16 protein-coding genes are annotated in these 17,010 nt (G+C 66.0%); 10 read left to right on the top strand and 6 right to left on the bottom strand.

Annotation, left to right across the window (positions count from 1 at the left end):
• Positions 1 to 44 precede the first annotated feature (44 nt).
• Both OXS31_RS19305 and OXS31_RS19300 read left to right on the top strand, forming a co-directional pair.
• The gene (locus tag OXS31_RS19305) at positions 45 to 563 is read left to right on the top strand and encodes a DUF6586 family protein (protein ID WP_007162386.1); all 519 of its coding nucleotides are present in this window, start codon (positions 45 to 47) and stop codon (positions 561 to 563) included.
• A 130-nt stretch (positions 564 to 693) separates the two neighbouring features.
• The gene (locus OXS31_RS19300) at positions 694 to 930 is read left to right on the top strand and encodes a hypothetical protein (RefSeq protein WP_007162387.1); all 237 of its coding nucleotides are present in this window, start codon (positions 694 to 696) and stop codon (positions 928 to 930) included.
• A 66-nt stretch (positions 931 to 996) separates the two neighbouring features.
• On the opposite strand, the gene sulA is transcribed toward OXS31_RS19300, so the two are convergent.
• A complete protein-coding gene (gene sulA / locus OXS31_RS19295) occupies positions 997 to 1,497 on the bottom strand; it encodes an SOS-induced cell division inhibitor SulA (RefSeq protein ID WP_027598368.1) in 501 nt (166 codons plus the stop codon).
• Between the two features lie 182 nt (positions 1,498 to 1,679).
• Positions 1,680 to 2,291 carry a transcriptional repressor LexA gene (lexA, locus tag OXS31_RS19290; RefSeq protein ID WP_007162389.1) on the bottom strand — a complete coding sequence of 204 codons (612 nt, stop codon included), beginning with the start codon at positions 2,289 to 2,291 and terminating at the stop codon, positions 1,680 to 1,682.
• A gap of 235 nt (positions 2,292 to 2,526) precedes the next feature.
• Here lexA and OXS31_RS19285 point away from each other — a divergent pair, with 235 nt between their 5' ends.
• From OXS31_RS19285 to OXS31_RS19275, 3 genes are all read left to right on the top strand, one after another.
• Positions 2,527 to 3,237 (top strand): TetR/AcrR family transcriptional regulator, encoded by a 711-nt coding sequence (locus tag OXS31_RS19285; protein WP_007162390.1) that lies wholly within the window; start codon positions 2,527 to 2,529, stop codon positions 3,235 to 3,237.
• A gap of 80 nt (positions 3,238 to 3,317) precedes the next feature.
• A complete protein-coding gene (gene nagZ / locus OXS31_RS19280) occupies positions 3,318 to 4,310 on the top strand; it encodes a beta-N-acetylhexosaminidase (RefSeq protein WP_044342601.1) in 993 nt (330 codons plus the stop codon).
• Positions 4,311 to 4,321: 11 nt separating this feature from the next.
• Entirely contained in the window at positions 4,322 to 5,062 is a 741-nt protein-coding gene (locus OXS31_RS19275; protein ID WP_267401411.1) for an S-methyl-5'-thioinosine phosphorylase, read from the top strand.
• 41 nt (positions 5,063 to 5,103) lie between these two features.
• On the opposite strand, the gene mfd is transcribed toward OXS31_RS19275, so the two are convergent.
• Positions 5,104 to 8,553: a transcription-repair coupling factor gene (mfd, locus tag OXS31_RS19270; RefSeq protein WP_144962235.1), complete on the bottom strand. Its 3,450-nt coding sequence runs from the start codon at positions 8,551 to 8,553 to the stop codon at positions 5,104 to 5,106.
• 154 nt (positions 8,554 to 8,707) lie between these two features.
• On the opposite strand from mfd, the gene OXS31_RS19265 reads away from it, so the two are divergent.
• Together OXS31_RS19265 and sthA are read left to right on the top strand one after the other, a co-directional pair.
• On the top strand, positions 8,708 to 10,150 hold the full coding sequence (locus OXS31_RS19265; protein WP_044342599.1) for a glyceraldehyde-3-phosphate dehydrogenase: 1,443 nt from the start codon (positions 8,708 to 8,710) through the stop codon (positions 10,148 to 10,150).
• A gap of 209 nt (positions 10,151 to 10,359) precedes the next feature.
• Positions 10,360 to 11,754 (top strand): Si-specific NAD(P)(+) transhydrogenase, encoded by a 1,395-nt coding sequence (gene sthA, locus OXS31_RS19260; protein ID WP_027598363.1) that lies wholly within the window; start codon positions 10,360 to 10,362, stop codon positions 11,752 to 11,754.
• 358 nt (positions 11,755 to 12,112) lie between these two features.
• On the opposite strand, the gene OXS31_RS19255 is transcribed toward sthA, so the two are convergent.
• From OXS31_RS19255 to OXS31_RS19245, 3 genes are read right to left on the bottom strand one after another with little or no spacing between them, the layout of a single operon-like run.
• Positions 12,113 to 12,829 (bottom strand): glycerophosphodiester phosphodiesterase, encoded by a 717-nt coding sequence (locus OXS31_RS19255; RefSeq protein ID WP_074584748.1) that lies wholly within the window; start codon positions 12,827 to 12,829, stop codon positions 12,113 to 12,115.
• A 15-nt stretch (positions 12,830 to 12,844) separates the two neighbouring features.
• Positions 12,845 to 13,135 (bottom strand): phosphodiesterase, encoded by a 291-nt coding sequence (locus tag OXS31_RS19250; protein ID WP_267401409.1) that lies wholly within the window; start codon positions 13,133 to 13,135, stop codon positions 12,845 to 12,847.
• Complete coding sequence (locus OXS31_RS19245) at positions 13,132 to 13,683, bottom strand: PilZ domain-containing protein (RefSeq protein WP_027598360.1); 552 nt, start codon at positions 13,681 to 13,683, stop codon at positions 13,132 to 13,134. Before OXS31_RS19245 ends, OXS31_RS19250 begins: the two co-directional genes overlap by 4 nt.
• A 107-nt stretch (positions 13,684 to 13,790) precedes the next feature.
• Between OXS31_RS19245 and OXS31_RS19240 the strand changes: the two genes are divergently transcribed.
• The 3 genes from OXS31_RS19240 to OXS31_RS19230 are packed head-to-tail and all read left to right on the top strand — an operon-like array spanning position 13,791 to position 16,984.
• Positions 13,791 to 15,041 carry a lipoprotein-releasing ABC transporter permease subunit gene (locus OXS31_RS19240; protein ID WP_267401407.1) on the top strand — a complete coding sequence of 417 codons (1,251 nt, stop codon included), beginning with the start codon at positions 13,791 to 13,793 and terminating at the stop codon, positions 15,039 to 15,041.
• A complete protein-coding gene (gene lolD / locus OXS31_RS19235) occupies positions 15,034 to 15,735 on the top strand; it encodes a lipoprotein-releasing ABC transporter ATP-binding protein LolD (RefSeq protein WP_026083696.1) in 702 nt (233 codons plus the stop codon). The genes OXS31_RS19240 and lolD overlap by 8 nt, the downstream gene beginning before the upstream one ends.
• Before the next feature lie 7 nt (positions 15,736 to 15,742).
• The gene (locus tag OXS31_RS19230; RefSeq protein WP_027598358.1) at positions 15,743 to 16,984 is read left to right on the top strand and encodes a lipoprotein-releasing ABC transporter permease subunit; all 1,242 of its coding nucleotides are present in this window, start codon (positions 15,743 to 15,745) and stop codon (positions 16,982 to 16,984) included.
• Positions 16,985 to 17,010: the final 26 nt, after the last annotated feature.

Genomic DNA, 17,010 nt, shown 5'->3' with positions numbered 1-17,010 from the left:
ACTGCAGACAGGAGGCCGGCGTGAGCCGGCTCCAGGAGAAGGGCATGGCCAACGAGCGTTATACCCGCACCAACCAGAAGCTGTACTTTGCCGGTCTGGCCCTGGAAAGCTGGCGCCTGGCCCAGGCTGCGCCCGCCGCGCAAAGCCAGGGCCGGATCATGGCCGAGCGGGAAGCCTGCCTGTTTCACCTGCACGGCGCCTTGCTGGGACTCTGTCAGGAAGTGGCGGGCTTTTACCGCCACCCCACCATGGAGGCCACCTCGCTGGCCGTTCTGCTCGCTCCCGAGGCGCTCAACGAAGCGCCCAGCCCGGAAATGGGCGAGCTGATCGAGTTGGCCGGTAACCCCGAGACCTGGCTGGCGCGACTGATCGCCGAGTACCAGCGGCTGCTGCAGCCGCCCCAGGCACCCCGGCGACCCAAGCAGGATCCGACGCTGCCCTTGATCGAGGCGGTCAGCCTGGAGCCGGCCGAGCCGGAGCTGGGTCTCGAGGAGGTGGAAGCCTGGCGTGAAAGCCTCAAGCAGACGGCGCTCAGATTCCGTGGCGCCATGACCGAGTGGTAGGGTAGTTCTCGCTACAATGCCATAGAGGCCGTCAGGACGATGGCCTTGCAGACCGTCGAAAAAGGCTCAGGCAAGTCAGCCTCTCAGACCCCACGCTGTTACACTGTCCGCTTAGCTGTGGAGATACTGAATGACTACTGCCTACCTGGAAATCGTTGAACTCTCCGATGGTCGCATCGTGTTGCGCCGTGCGGACGACGAGGAAGCCCTCGTTACCCTGGAGTTTTCCAGCGATGCCAAGGATTTCCTGCATGGACAGCAGATAGAGGTGGCCAAGGCCATGTTCAACCTGGGTGTGCAGATGGCCGGGCGCCTGGCCGAAGGCGATAGCCTCCAGCGCGACGATCAACCGCGCGTCCTGCACTGATTCTTTTTCAGATCCGGCATTCCGTCCTGGAATGCCGCCGCTACATCCCGTCCCGCCGCCTGCTTCCTACGCGAATCTGACGTTCAGACTCTGGCTGTTGCCCTGGGCCGCGGCACGTGCCAGCTGCTGCTTGCCCGCATCGCTCAGGTCGTGCAACCAGCTGATCACAGTATGGCTCTGCCCCTTGCGCAGCACCTCGCAGGCCAATTGCAGCGTCTTGGCAGCGCTCGGCGTCTGTAGCAGAAGCACACGCTCCGGATTCAGATGGGTGCTGCGCAACCAGGCGTTGCTGAGCAGCGACGGCGGGGTGACCAGGGTCAGCCAGCGGGCATCGTCCTTGTCGCTCAACTGGCGCAGGATGGGCGCCAGCAACTGCAGACACTGTTCCTGGCTGCCGTGCAGGGACATCTCGCTGAACGTGTCCGGCAGTGGAGCGGCGGGCAGTTCCCGGGCCTGCTTGCCGGGCTTGGGCAGAAAGGCGGTCAGCTCCTGCAGCAGGAACTCCGGTGCCAGATCCAGCTCTTGAACCGACGAGCGCGGCGCATCGAACATCAGGGGAAATTGCATGGCGACCTCCTGGAGGCGACTCGATCAAATCCACTCGAGATCATGTACCACGGATACATGACGTCACTGTGCTCAGCCTGGTCTTGAGCGCTTTCCGGAGCGCGAACAGATACCCCCGATCAAGACTTCGGCGTAAGGCATAAAGGCGTGATAACGGCTGGCCCGAAGGCCAGCCTTAGACGTTAGCGGCGGATGACGCCAACGCTTAACCCTTCGATGGCGAATTCCTGGGTGGAAAGATCGACTTCGATAGGGGAGAACTCGGGATTTTCCGCCAGCAGGGTGACCTGGTTGCCCGAGCGCTTGAATCTCTTCACGGTGACTTCGTCGCCCACCCGGGCCACGACGATCTGGCCGTTGTGCACTTCGCGGGTCACATGGACGGCCAGCAGGTCGCCATCGAGGATGCCGACGTCTCTCATGCTCATGCCCTTGACCTTGAGCAGGTAGTCGGCACGCGGCTGGAAGAAGGCCGGGTTGATGGCGCAATTTTCCTCGACGTTCTGCTCGGCCAGGATGGGGGCGCCCGCAGCGACCCGACCGATGACCGGCAGGCTCTCGTCGGCCTTGCGTGAGGTATCCAGACCCGGGATGCGGATGCCCCGGGAGGCGCCCGGCGTCATCTCGATGGCACCCTTGCGGGCCAGCGCCTTGAGGTGCTCCTCGGCCGCATTCGGCGATTTGAAACCAAGCTCCTGCGCGATCTCCGCGCGGGTAGGCGGAAAGCCATTGGCTTCGAGGCAACGCTTGATGAAGGCCAGGATCTCGGCTTGTCGCGGTGTCAGTTTCAGCATGATGCACGTCGCGTCGTCTAATGATGCTGTGATTATATACAGTAACTCCGGGTGGTAGGCAAGGCCGCCGACCACGACTTCGGACGACAGGCCGCGATCGTGACCAGAAGCCCGCAGAGGGTGGAAAGACGCGGCTTCCAGGCCATCAGCTGGCCGCTCGCCGACCGAACCGCGATTGACTTCGATAGCGTTTGAAACATATGTTTCAAACGGAATTCATCTACCGGGGAAGGTCATGGCGCAGTCGGATACCGTGGAGCGCATTCTGGATGCGGCCGAGCAACTGTTCGCCGAGCGCGGCTTTGCCGAGACCTCGCTGCGACTCATCACCACCAGAGCCGGGGTCAACCTGGCGGCGGTCAACTATCACTTCGGGTCCAAGAAGGCCCTGATCCAGGCGGTGTTCTCGCGCTTTCTCGATCCCTTCTGCTTCAACCTGGAGCGGGATCTGGATCAGTGGCAGCCCAGGAATGGCGAGGAGGTGAGCCTGGAGGCGCTGCTGAATCTGCTGGTGGATCACTCCCTGGCCATTAAGCCGCGGCATGGCAATGACCTCTCGGTGTTCATGCGGCTGCTGGGACTGGCGTTCAGCCAGAGCCAGGGGCACTTGCGCAAATACCTGGAGCAGACCTATGGCCGCGCCTTCCGCCGCTTCCTGCTGCTGGTGAATCGGGCCGTTCCCGAGATTCCGCCCCTGGAGCTGTTCTGGCGCGCCCACTTCATGCTGGGGGCGGCGGTGTTCAGCATGTCCGGCATCAAGGCGCTGCGGGCGATCGGCGAGAACGACTTCGGCGTCGATACCCACACCGACCAGGTGCTGCGGCTGATGGTGCCCTTCCTCGCCACCGGCATGCGGGCGCCCACGGCGATGCACGCACCGGAACTGGCCCAGGCCCAGTATCGGCCGCGGCGGCCGGTCGCCGTGGAGACGGCCGAGACCTACTAGGCTGCGGCATCAAGGGTGGCTGGGGTAAGCTTGCGTCCCTTTCACGGCGCCGTGCGCCGGAGCATTCGGACGAGGTACCCATGCAAGGCTCCCTGATGGTCGATATCGCTGGCACCTGGCTCACCGCCGAGGATCGCCAGCTGCTGCGTCAGCCGGAGGTGGGCGGACTGATCCTGTTCGCCCGCAACATCGAAACCCCGGGCCAGGTTCGCGAGCTATGCCGTGCCATCCGCGCCCTGCGGCCGGAACTGCTGCTGGCCGTGGACCAGGAAGGCGGTCGCGTGCAGCGCCTGCGCCGTGACGTGGTGCGGCTGCCGGCCATGGGGCAACTGGGCGGTCGCGCGGACAGCGCGGAACTGGCCCGCCTCTGCGGCTGGCTGATGGCGACCGAGATCCTGGCGGTGGGCCTGGACTTCAGCTTCGCCCCGGTGCTGGACGTCGACCATGGGCGCAGCCAGGTCATAGGCGCACGTTCCTTCGGCAAGGCCGAGCAGGTGATCGAACTGGGTGGTGCCTTCATCGCCGGCATGGGCGACGCCGGTATGGCCGCCACCGGCAAGCACTTCCCCGGGCATGGCTGGGCCGAAGCCGATTCCCACTATGCCATTCCCACCGACGAGCGCGATCTCGATACCCTGCTGCGCACCGACCTGCGCCCCTTCCAGGCCCTGTTGCCGACCCTGGGCGCGGTGATGCCCGCTCACGTCATCTATCCCGCGGTGGATCCCCAGCCGGCCGGCTTTTCCCGGCGCTGGCTGCAGGACATCCTGCGCGGCGAACTGGATTACCAGGGCGTGATCTTCAGTGACGACCTGTCGATGGCGGGCGCCCACGTGGCGGGCGATGCCGGCCAGCGCGTCGAGGCCGCGCTCAGCGCCGGCTGCGACATGGGGCTGGTGTGCAATGACCGCGCAGCGGCCGAGCTGGCCCTGACCCGGGTGCAGCAGTTGGGCGTCTCGCCCGCGCCGCGGCTGGCCAGCATGAGGGCCCGCCGCCACGTCGATCTCGATTACCGGCAGCAACCGCAGTGGAGTTTTGCCCTGCGGCGGTTGCGCCAGGCTGACCTCATCTAAAGGACATTCCCATGACTACCTACGCCATCATCGGCGGTACCGGCCTCACCGCGCTCGCGGGTCTGGAGCTGGACCAGGCCCAGACCTTCGAGACGCCCTGGGGCGCGCCCTCGGCGCCCGTGCAGCGCGGCCACTATGCCGGGCGCCCGGTGCTGTTCCTGGCGCGCCATGGCCATCCCCATCGCATTCCGCCGCATCAGGTCAACTACCGCGCCAATCTCTGGGCGCTCAAGGAGGCCGGGGCCGAGGCCATCGTCGCGGTGAACGCCGTGGGCGGTATCCACGCCGCCATGGGCAGCGGCCATCTGTGCGTGCCCCATCAACTGGTGGACTACACCTGGGGGCGCGGCCATACCTTCTTCGAAGGGGCCGACCTCGAGCACGTCACCCACATCGACTTCAGCTTTCCCTACGATGAGCCCCTGCGGCAGCGTCTGCTCGGCGCACTGCGCAGCCTGCAACTGCCGCACAGCGACCATGGCGTCTATGCCGCGACCCAGGGGCCGCGCCTGGAGACGGCGGGGGAGATCGTCCGGCTGGAGCGCGACGGCTGCGACGTCGTCGGCATGACCGGGATGCCGGAAGCGGCCCTGGCCCGCGAGCTGGGCCTGCCCTACGCCTGCCTGGCGCTGGTAGTGAATCCGGCGGCCGGCAAGGTGCAGCGGGAAATCACCATGGCCGAGATCGAAGCCGTCCTGGCCAGCGGCATCGACGAGGTGCGGCAGGTGCTGGCCGAGGTGCTGGCGGGCTGATAGCGCCCGAGCCGCTCCCGGGACCGGGAGCGGCTCTTCGATCAGCTGGCGGCGGGCGTCAGGCGGTCGAACAGGGCTTCCAGGACGTTGAAGCGCTCTTCCGCCCGCTCCATGGGTACCTGGAACTTGAACAGGGTCGCGCCTTCCAGCCGGTACTTCTTCGGCTGCGCCTGGATCATCTTCACCAGCACCAGCGGATCCACCTGGGTGTCGGCGGCGAATTCCAGCCGTCCGCCCTGAGGCCCGGCATCCACCTTGACGATGCCCAGGCCTTCCGCACGCAGCTTGAGCAGCGTCAGGCGCACCAGGTTCTTGGTCGGTTCCGGCAGGAGCCCGAAGCGGTCGATCATCTCCACCTGTAATTCCTTGAGGGCGTCTTCGTCCGCCGCCGAGGCGATGCGCTTGTAGAGGATCAGCCGCGCATGGACGTCGGGCAGGTAGTCTTCCGGGATCAGCGCGGGCACGCGCATGTTGATGTCCGGACCGCCGCCCAGGGGTTGTTCCAGGTTGGGCTGCTCGCCCTTGCGGATGGCCTTGACCGCGCGCTCCAGCATTTCCATGTAGAGGGTGAAGCCGACCGCCTGGATCTGGCCGCTCTGGCCTTCGCCGAGCAGTTCGCCGGCGCCGCGGATCTCCAGGTCGTGGGTCGCCAGGATGAAGCCTGCCCCCAGGTCCTGGGCACCGGCGATGGCTTCCAGGCGCTTCTCGGCGTCCGGCGTCATGCCCTTGCGCGGCGGGGTGAGCAGATAGGCATAGGCCTGGTGGTGACTACGGCCGACCCGGCCGCGCAGCTGGTGCAGCTGGGCCAGGCCGAACTTGTCGGCGCGCTCGATGATGATGGTGTTGGCATTGGGCACGTCGATGCCGGTCTCGATGATGGTCGAGGCCACCAGCACGTTGAATCTCTTGTGGTAGAAATCGCTCATCACCTGTTCGAGATCGCGTTCGCGCATCTGTCCGTGGCCGATGCCGACGCGGGCCTCCGGCACCAGTTCGGCCAGTTCGCGGGCCCGCTTCTCGATGGTCTTGACCTCGTTGTGCAGGAAGTACACCTGGCCGCCGCGCAGCAGTTCGCGCAGCAGGGCTTCCTTGATCACCGCGTTCTGCTCCTCCATGACGAAGGTGCGCACCGAGAGACGCCGAGCCGGCGGGGTGGCGATGATGGACAGGTCGCGCATGCCGGCCACGGCCATGTTCAGGGTGCGTGGGATCGGCGTGGCGGTGAGAGTGAGGATGTCCACCTCGCTGCGCAGCGACTTGAGCTGTTCCTTCTGGCGCACCCCGAAGCGGTGCTCTTCGTCGATGATGGCCAGGCCCAGGTCCTTGAACTTCACGTCGCCCTGCAACAGCTTGTGGGTGCCGATGATGATGTCGATCTTGCCTTCGGCCAGCTCGCGTGCAGCAGCGGCGACTTCCTGGGCCGACTTGAAGCGGCTCATCACCTCGACACGTACCGGCCAGTCGGCGAAGCGATCGCGGAAGCTGTTGTAGTGCTGCTGGGCGAGGAGGGTGGTGGGGACCAGCACCGCCACCTGGCGGCCACCGTGCACGGCGATGAAAGCCGCGCGCATGGCCACCTCGGTCTTGCCGAAGCCCACGTCGCCGCAGACCAGGCGATCCATGGGCGTGCCCGCCAGCATGTCCTTGTGCACCGCCTCGATGGCGGCCTGCTGGTCCGGTGTCTCCTCGAAGGGGAAGCCGGCGGAGAAGGTGGCGTAGTCGACGGCCGGGTCCTTGAAGGCATAGCCCTTGCGCGCGGCGCGCCGGGCATAGATGTCGAGCAGTTCGGCAGCCACGTCGCGCACCTGTTCGGCGGCCTTGCGCTTGGCCTTCTGCCAGGTCTCGGAACCCAGCTTGTGCAGCGGCGCCAGGGCGTCGTCGGTGCCCGAGTAGCGGGCGATCAGGTGCAGGTTGGCCACCGGCACATAGAGCTTGGCGTCGTCGGCGTATTCGAGCAGCAGGAATTCCTGGGGCTGGTCGTCCAGCTCCAGGGTGATCAGGCCCATGTAGCGGCCGACGCCGTGGTCGATGTGCACCACCGGCGCGCCTTCGCGCAGCTCGGTGAGGTTCTTGATGACGTTCTCGCCGGCGTCGCGGCCCTTCTCGCGCCGGCGGCGCTGCATGATGCGCTGGCCGAACAGCGGATTCTCCGGAATCAGGGCGACGCCGGCGTCATCCAGCACCAGGCCTTCGTCCAGCGGCGCCAGGGCGATGGCGATGCGCTCGGCGCTGGCCTGGAAGGCTGCCCAGCCGTCGACCTGGCCAGGGCGCAGGTTCAGTCGGGCGAGCAGCTCCAGCAGCACCTCGCGACGACCGGCGCTTTCCGCGGTGAACAGCACGCGACCGGGGAAATCGGTGATGAAGTGCTCTAGGGCCGCCAGCGGCTGGCTGGCCTTGGCGTCGATGGCCAGGTCCGGCAGGGCGCGTGCGGCGAAGCGCTCGCGGCCCACGCCGGCTTCCAGGTCGTCCGCGCCGATGACCACCCGCGGCCAGGCCTTCAGCCGGGCGAAGCAGTCTTCCACCGGCAGGAAGACATCGGCCGGCGGCAGCAGCGGCCGCTCCGGATCGACCCGGCGGTCTTCGTAGCGATTACGGACATCGGTCCAGAATTGCTCGGCGGCCTGTTCGATACCCGGCAGGGAAAACACCTGGGTGTTGGCCGGCAGATAGTCGAAGAGGGTCGAGGTCTCGTCGAAGAACAGCGGCAGGTAGTACTCGATGCCTGCCGGGGTAATGCCGCTGGCCAGATCCTGATAGATGGGGCAGCGGCGATAGTCCACGTCGAATCTTTCGCGGAACCGCGCACGAAAGCCGGTCACCGCCTCCTTATGCAGCGGGAATTCCCGCGCCGGCAGCAGACGGATGCTGTCGACCTTGTCGATGGATCTCTGCGTTTCCGGATCGAAGGTACGCAGCGTCTCGATCTCGTCGTCGAACAGGTCGATCCGGTAAGGCAGGTTGCTGCCCATGGGAAAGAGATCGATCAGGGCGCCGCGCACGGCGAATTCGCCGTGTTCGTACACCGTATCCACATATCTATAGCCGGCCGCTTCCAGGCGCGCGCGGGTGGCTTCCACGTCCAGCCGCTGGCCGACGTCCAGCACCAGGCTGCTGCCGAGCAGGAAGCGCGTGGGCGCCAGGCGGTGTAGGGCAGTCGCCAGAGGGACTACCAAAATGCCGTGGGACAGCTCCGGCAGCCGATAAAGGGTGGCGACACGCTGGGAGATGATGTCCTGGTGGGGCGAGAAGACATCGTAGGGCAGCGTCTCCCAATCGGGAAAATTCAGTACCGGAAGTTCAGGGGCAAAGAAGCGCAGTTCCTGCTCCAGGCGATCAGCGGTCTGGCTGTCCTGGGTGATCAGCAGGGTGAAGCGGCGGGTCGCGGCCTTGGCGGCTTCAGCGATGGCGAGGGCTAGCGCGGCGCCGGGCAGATTGCCCCACTGCTGGCGGCCGGCGGTTTCAGGAATTGACGGGGTACGCAAAACTGACACGCGGGCGGAACTCCGGTGGATTTCGGGAGGGTTGGGATTGTAACGACCGGGCTTTCACGCTGTCAGTGCAGCGACGCGCGTAGATTGCCTGGGACAGGCAGCGCGGTCATAATGTAGTTCCTTTTTTCAGCTCCTACATAGGGAAGGATTTGTCGTGAGTCAGAAGCCTGAGCAGTGCCTTGAAGAATGGATCGATCGCGAAGCGCTCGCCGAGGCCATGATTCCCCTGATTGGTCAGCTGTACCGTAACAACAATGTTGTGACCTCCATTTACGGTCGCGGTTTGGTCAACCGTTCGGTGATCTCCATTCTCAAGGCCCACCGGTTCGCCCGCCAGATCGACAACGTCGAGCTGTCCGTGCAGGACACCTACCCGCTGGTGAAGGCCCTGAGCGAGCTGGAACTGGGCGCCGCCTCCATCGACCTCGCCCGTCTGAGCCTGAAATTCAAGGCCGAAGGCGCCGGTCGCGACCTCAAGGAGTTCCTGCGCAGCGAGCTGTCCGCCGTGGTCGGCAAGCAGGGCGTCGAGCAGCGCAAGGGCAAGGATGTCGTCCTCTACGGCTTCGGTCGCATCGGTCGTCTGCTGGCGCGCATCCTCATCGAGCACCAGGGTAGCGGCGACGGCCTGCGCCTGCGCGCCATCGTCGTGCGCAAGGGCGCCGACAACGATCTGGTCAAGCGTGCCAGCCTGCTGCGTCGCGACTCCGTGCACGGTTCCTTCGACGGCACCATCACTGTCGACGAAGCCAATAGCACCCTGTGTGCCAACGGCACCCTGATCAAGGTGATCTACTCCAACGATCCCACCACCGTCGACTACACCCAGTACGGCATCCAGGATGCCATCGTGGTCGACAACACCGGCAAGTGGCGCGATGCCGAAGGCCTGGGCCAGCACCTCAAGTGCAAGGGCGTCTCCCGCGTGGTGCTGACCGCACCCGGCAAGGGCAGCCTGAAGAACATCGTGCATGGCATCAACCATGACACCATCACCGCCGAAGACACCATCGTCACCGCGGCCTCCTGCACCACCAACGCCATCGTGCCGATCCTCAAGGCGGTCAACGACAAGTACGGCATCGTCAACGGTCACGTCGAGACCGTGCATTCGTACACCAACGACCAGAACCTGATCGACAACTTCCACAAGGGCGATCGCCGTGGCCGCAGCGCCGCGCTGAACATGGTCATCACCGAGACCGGCGCCGCCAAGGCCGTGGCCAAGGCGCTGCCGGAACTGGCTGGCAAGCTGACCGGCAACGCCATCCGCGTGCCGACGCCCAACGTCTCCATGGCGATCCTCAACCTGAACCTGGAAAACGCCACCAGCAAGGACGAGATCAACGAGTACCTGCGCGAGATGGCGCTGCATTCGCCGCTGCACAAGCAGATCGACTTCGTGAACTCGCCGGAAGTGGTGTCCAGCGACTTCGTCGGCTCCCGTCATGCGGGTGTGGTCGATGCCGGTGCCACCATCGTCAGCGACAACCGTGTCGTCCTCTATGTCTGGTACGACAACGAGTTCGGCTACAGCTGCCAGGTCGTGCGGGTGCTGGAAGAGATGGCGGGTGTCAATCCGCCGGCCTTCCCGGCCTGAGTCTTGCGTCCTAGGCAAGGCTGACTTGCAAGAAAAAACGGGAGCCCGCGTGGCTCCCGTTTTCGTTTTGACCGGGTTTTGCGCCACAATAGCGACCCGTGACAAGAGGTCGCAGCCCCCTGGGGCGATCTCGCGCCGGATCCGGTCTCTCGCGAGGCGGTCCGGCTCCAGCCGTCGCCTGCGGACGGCTAACCTTCTGAGGAGAAAGCATGGCGGTCTATAGCTACGACGTGGTGGTACTGGGTTCGGGACCGGCAGGCGAGGGCGCGGCGATGAACGCCGCCAAGAATGGCCGTCGCGTGGCGGTGGTGGACAATCGCCAGGTGGTCGGCGGCAACTGCACCCACCTGGGCACCATTCCCTCCAAGGCGCTGCGCCATTCGGTCAAGCAGATCATCCAGTTCAACACCAACGAGATGTTCCGCTCCATCGGCGAGCCGCGCTGGTTCTCCTTTCCCGACGTGCTGCGCAGCGCCGAGCGGGTGATCGCCCGCCAGGTGTCGTCCCGCACCAGCTACTACGCGCGCAATCGCGTCGACCTGTTCTTCGGTACCGCCAGCTTCGCCGACGAGAACACCATCGAGATCGTCAACCTGCGTGGCGACCTGGAGCGCCTGGTGGCCAAGCAGGTCGTCATCGCCACCGGCTCGCGACCCTATCGCCCGGTGGACGTAGACTTCAGCCATCCGCGCATCTACGACAGCGACACCATCCTGTCGCTGACCCATACCCCGCGCCGGCTGATCATCTATGGTGCCGGGGTGATTGGCAGCGAATACGCCTCCATCTTCAGTGGTCTCGGCGTGCTGGTGGACCTGATCGACAACCGCGACCAGCTGCTCAGCTTCCTCGACGACGAGATCTCGGACGCCCTGAGCTATCACCTGCAGAACAACAATGTGCTCATTCGTCACAATGAGGAATACGAGCGCATCGAAGGCCAAGAAAACGGCGTCGTCCTGCACCTGAAGTCCGGCAAGAAGCTGCGCGCCGATGCCCTGCTGTGGTGTAACGGCCGGACCGGCAACACCGACCAGCTGGGCCTGCAGAACGTGGGCATCTCGGTCAACAGCCGGGGCCAGGTCACCGTCGACGAGAACTACCGGACCTCGGTCGCCAACATCTATGCGGCGGGCGACGTCATCGGCTGGCCAAGCCTGGCCAGTGCCGCCTACGACCAGGGACGTTCGGCCTCGGACAATATCCTGCACGACAACAACGGGCGGGTGGTCAACGACATTCCCACCGGCATCTACACCATTCCCGAGATCAGTTCGCTGGGCAAGACCGAGCGCGAGCTGACCCAGGAGCGAGTGCCCTATGAGGTCGGCAAGGCCTTCTTCAAGAGCATGGCGCGGGCGCAGATCTCCGGCGAACCGGTGGGCATGCTGAAGATCCTCTTCCACCGCGAGACCCTGCAGGTGTTGGGCGTGCACTGCTTCGGCGACCAGGCCTCGGAGATCCTGCACATCGGCCAGGCGATCATGAACCAGGAAGGCGAGGCGAACAGCATCCGCTATTTCGTCAACACCACCTTCAATTACCCGACCATGGCCGAGGCCTACCGGGTAGCGGCTTTCGATGGCTTGAATCGGTTGTTTTGAGTCGGCCCAGGTTGAGCGGACGGAGGCGAATGTCCGCTCGGCTAGCCCCCCTCTCCCCTCGGGAGAGGGCTGGGGTGAGGGTGCTCCCCGTAGCAGTCTCCAGTGGAAAAGGCTGCGCCGTTTTCCACGCTACGGAGTCGGCTCGCATCACGGCCATGGCGGTCCACCGCTGCGGCCGCTCCTACGGGTGTTTGCCTAGAGGTAGGAGCGCTGTCTTTATCGCGGCCATGGGCCGCTCCTACGGTTACATCGAGCCTGTAGGAGCGGCCCATGGCCGCGATCAGTGAAGCATCAGAGTCCCGCAGAGGCGGCCGCAGCGACGGACCCCATGGCCGCGACTGCTCGGGCAGGCAGGAGCCTACCCCAGCGTTCGCCGCGCCAGGCTCGGAAAATCGGTGATCAGACTGTCCGCGCCGAAGTCGGCCAGGCGGCGCATCAGGCTGGCGTCGTTCACCGTCCAGACCGAGACGTGCAGGCCCTGGCGCTGAGCCTTGAGCAGCCGTTCCGGGGTGCACAGCGTCCAGTTCAGCGCCAGCAGGTGGCAGTCGTAGTGAGCGGCCACCTTGAGCGGATCCAGCCAGGCGTATTCCGCCACCAGTCCACGCGCCAGCTGTGGGGTGTCGCGCTGCAGGGCGCGCAGGACCTCGCGCGAGGAACTGGTGACGGTCACCTTGTCCTGCAGGCCGAATTCCTCGACCAGCTGGGCGATGGCTCTCACGGTCTGCGCCGCCCGCACTCGCGAGGCGCTCTTCACCTCCAGCTGCCAGTGTTCGAAGGAACACTTCTCGAACAGCTCGCGCAGGGTCGGGATGGGGCAGGGGCGCGGCCACACCGGTCCGCCCTGGCGGGCATCCAGGGCGATTAGATCGGCGACCGCCTTTTCGCTGACCTTGCCGCCACGACCGGTGGTGCGTTTCAGGGTCGGGTCGTGGATCACCACCAGCTCGCCGTCCCGTGAGAGGTGCAGGTCCAGCTCGCAGCGCGTGACGCCCAGTTCCAGGCACAGCTCGAAACCAGCCAGGGTGTTTTCTGGGGCTTCGCCGCGGGCGCCGCGGTGTCCGTAAATAAGGGTCATGAGGGCTCCTTGGCGCTAGGGTGAGGGGACCGGGCGCTGCGGTTCGCGAACCGCATCCAGCACCCGGTCGTTTTCGAAATAGACGCTGAAATCTCTGTAGTCCCAGCGGCGGATGGCTGGCCGACCGACCGGCGGGTGCTCCTGATCGGGCAGGCCGAAGCGCTCCAGGACCTGGCTGCGACTGTCGCCACGCAGAGGCAGCGGGGTACTGCCATCGCCCTGCTGGCCCAGCGGGATCTGCAGGGTCTCGGCCCAGCCGGGCAGGGCGGCGCCGAGCAGCAGGAGCGCCAGCCAGGGGCGTTTCACGCCTCGTCTCCACGGTCGGCGCGGCGCACCCGGGCCTGCTGGCGCAGGACGTGGCGCGCCAGCAGCTGGCGCTGGGCGTCTTCCAGGTCGATGAAACTGGTGCCGATCTCGTACCCGCCCTTGACGGCCTGGCAGCCGGTCACCTCGGCCAGCACCTGCAGGCCCAGGCCCTGGGGCGGCAATGCCATGCGCAGGTCGAGGCGGGTGCCCAGGGCATAGGGCTCGGCATCGACGAAGGCCAGGCCGCCTTCGGACAGCACCACGTCGCGGGTGGCGCCGCTGTCGTGCAGGAGATTCCAGGTAAAGGCCTGGCCGAGCAGGTCCAGGCGCTTGTGCACCAGGCGCAGGCAGGCGGTGACGGCGCGGTCGCGCTCGTCCAGATTGCGCAGCAGGTGACGGGATTCGAATTCCAGCTGATGCAGTTCGCTCAGGAGTGCGAACAGCGGCGCGGTCTCGCCGGGGACCCCGTCGGCAGGGCTGATTTGCAGTGCGATACGGTCGGTGATGCGATAGTATTCCCGCCGTTCACGCGCGTCTGGGGTGGTCATGTCGGGCCGCTCCGTGGGTGATGGCCCCGAGTGTAGCCGGCGAGCCGGCACGGTGTCGCCGTCCAACCCGCAGGGCGCCTACGTCTTTCCGCCGTGCAAGCGAGCCTATGTTCAGACCCCTGCCGATCTACCTTGGCCTGCGTTACGTCCGCGCCAAGCGCCGCAACCATTTCGTCTCCTTCATCTCGCTCACCTCCATGATCGGCCTGGCCCTCGGCGTGGTCGTGATGATCGTGGTGCTGTCGGTCATGAACGGCTTCGATCGCGAGATGCGCGATCGCGTCCTCGGCATGATTCCCCATGCGACGGTGGAGTCCTACCAGCCGGTCAACGACTGGCGCAGCGTGCGCGAATTGGCGCTGCAGAACAGCCAGGTGGCCGCGGTGGCGCCCTTCACCCAGTTGCAGGGCATGCTGGCCCACGACAAGGCGGTGCAGACGGTATTGCTCAACGCCATCGATCCGGCCGAGGAGCCCAAGGTCTCGATCATCCCCAGCTTCATGCGCGAGGGCCGGCTCGACGACCTCAAGCCGGGCGAATTCGGCATCATCATCGGCTCCCTGGCCGCCGAGAAACTGCGCGTCAAGGTCGGCGACAAGCTCACCTATATCGCCCCGGAAGTGGCCGTGACCCCGGCCGGCATGTTTCCGCGCATGAAGAGATTCACCGTGGTGGGCATCTTCAGCGTCGGCGCCGGCGAGCTGGACGGCTCGGTGGGCCTGATCGACATCGAGGACGCCGCGCGGCTGCAGCGCTGGCCGGCGAACGCGGTGCAGGGCGTGCGCCTCAAGCTGCACGACCTGTTCCAGGCGCCGGACGTGTCCTGGAACATCGCTCGCCAGCTGCCGGGCAACGACTGGTACGCCCGCGACTGGACCCGCACCCACGGCAATCTCTACCAGGCCATCGGCATGGAAAAGACCATGATCGGCCTGCTCCTGCTGCTGATCGTCGCCGTGGCCGCCTTCAACATCGTCTCCACCCTGGTGATGGTGGTGACCGACAAGAAATCCGACATCGCCATCCTGCGCACCCTGGGCGCCACGCCCCGGCAGATCATGGCGGTGTTCATGGTCCAGGGGACCTTCATCGGCGTCATCGGCACCGCCATCGGCTGCCTGCTGGGCGTGCTCGCCGCGCTCAACGTCAGCGCCGCCCTGGCCTGGGTGCAGCGGGTCACCGGGCACCAGTTCCTCAACGCCGAGGTGTACTTCATCGACTACCTGCCGGCGCAGCTGCAGCTGCACGACGTCCTGCTGGTCTGCGGCGCGTCCTTTGCCCTGAGCTTCCTGGCCACGCTCTATCCCTCCTGGAGCGCCGCCCGTACCCAACCCGCCGAGGCCCTGCGTTATGAATGATCGAGCCGTTTTGCGTTGCCAGGACCTGGGCAAGCGCTACGAGGAAGGCCCCCAGACCGTCGAGGTGCTGAGCAACGTCCAGCTGACCCTGCAACCGGGCGAGCGGGTGTCCATCGTCGGCAGTTCGGGGTCGGGCAAGACCACCCTGCTGAACCTGCTCGGCGGCCTGGATACCCCCAGCAGCGGCAGTGTCTGGCTCGACGGCGAGGAGCTGTCGGCGCTCAACGAGAAGGCCCGCGGCCTCCTGCGCAATCGCGCCATGGGCTTCGTCTACCAGTTCCACCACCTGCTGCCCGAATTCAGCGCCCTGGAAAACGTCTGCATGCCTCTGCTGATCGGCAAGGCCTCCATCGGCGAGGCCCGCGAGCGCGCCGCCAAGCTGCTGGAGCGGGTCGGTCTCGGCCATCGCCTGGGCCACAAGCCGGCCGAGCTGTCCGGTGGCGAGCGCCAGCGCGTGGCCATCGCCCGGGCGCTGGTCAACCAGCCCAAGCTGGTGCTGCTCGACGAACCCACCGGCAACCTCGACCAGCACACCGCCCACGGCATCCAGGATCTGATGCTGGAGCTGTCCACCTCGCTGCGCACCGCCTTCCTGGTGGTGACCCACGACCAGGTGCTGGCCGGCCAGATGGACCGGATGCTGCGCCTGGACGAAGGCCATCTGGTCGATGCCACGCCGGCCCGGCAGGTCTGAGGTCGCCATGTTCAGACCGCTTTCGCTGTTCATCGGCCTGAGATACACCCGCGCCAAGCGGCGCAAGTCGTTTATCTCCTTCTTCTCGCTGGTCTCCATGTTCGGCCTGGCGCTGGGCGTGCTGGCCATGATCCTGGTGCTGTCGGTGATGAACGGCTTCCAGGAGGAAATGCGTGGCCGCATCCTCGGCATGGTGCCCCATGCCTTCATCAGCGCGGCCCAGCCGCTGGACGACTGGCGCCCGCTGGCGGCCAAGGCCGAGCAGCAGCCCCATGTGCTGGCGGCGGTGCCCTATACCCAGTTGCAGGGCATGCTCTCGGTACGGGGGCGCATGCAGCCGCTGCTGGTGGACGGCATCGATCCCGCCCAGGAAAAACGCGTGTCCATCGTTGGCGAGCGCATGACCCAGGGCAGTCTCGACGCCCTCAAGCCTGGCGAATTCGGCATCGTGCTGGGCGAGATCGCCGCGCGGCGCTTCCAGCTGGAGCTGGGCAGCCAGGTCACGGTGATCATCCCCGAGGTCGGCGCCACCGGCAGCATCACCCCGCGGCTGCGGCGCTTCACCGTGGTCGGCACCTTCAAGGTCGGCGCCGAACTGGATGCCTCCCTGGCGCTGATCAACGTCGCCGATGCCGCGCCGCTCAAGGGCTGGCAGCCGGGCCAGGTGGAAAGCATCCGCCTGGCGCTGGACGATCTGTTCCAGGCGCCGCGCATTTCCCGTGACGTGGCCAAGGCCCTCGGCGACGGCTACCAGGCGCGCGACTGGACGATCTCCCAGGGCAGCCTGTTCCAGGCCATGCAGATGGAAAAGACCATGATCGGCCTGCTGCTCTTGCTGATCGTCGCCGTGGCCGCCTTCAACATCATCGCCACCCTGATCATGGTGGTGGCCGACAAGAAGGCCGACATCGCCATCCTGCGCACCCTGGGCGCCACGCCCGGGCAGATCATGGCGGTGTTCATGGTGCAGGGCACGGTGATCGGCCTGGTCGGTACCCTGATCGGCGGCGTGCTGGGCGTCATCGCGGCGCTCAACGTCAGCAGCTGGATCGCCGCCCTGGAGCGCCTGGTCGGCCACAAGCTATTTGGCGGCGACATGTACTTCATCAGCAACCTGCCGTCGCGGCTGGAGCTGGAAGACGTGGTGCTGATCGCCGTGGCCGCCCTGAGCATGAGTTTCCTGGCGACCCTCTATCCCGCCTGGCGCGCCTCGCGCACCTCACCGGCCGAAGCCCTGCGCTACGACTGATTCCTGCCGGGCCAGGTGGCGCCATG

It is taken from the genome of Pseudomonas sp. GM_Psu_1, assembly GCF_026544185.1.
Lineage (GTDB): Bacteria > Pseudomonadota > Gammaproteobacteria > Pseudomonadales > Pseudomonadaceae > Chryseomonas > Chryseomonas oryzihabitans.
Note: the sequence above shows the minus strand (reverse complement) of the source record. Positions and strands in the feature narration are given on the sequence as shown.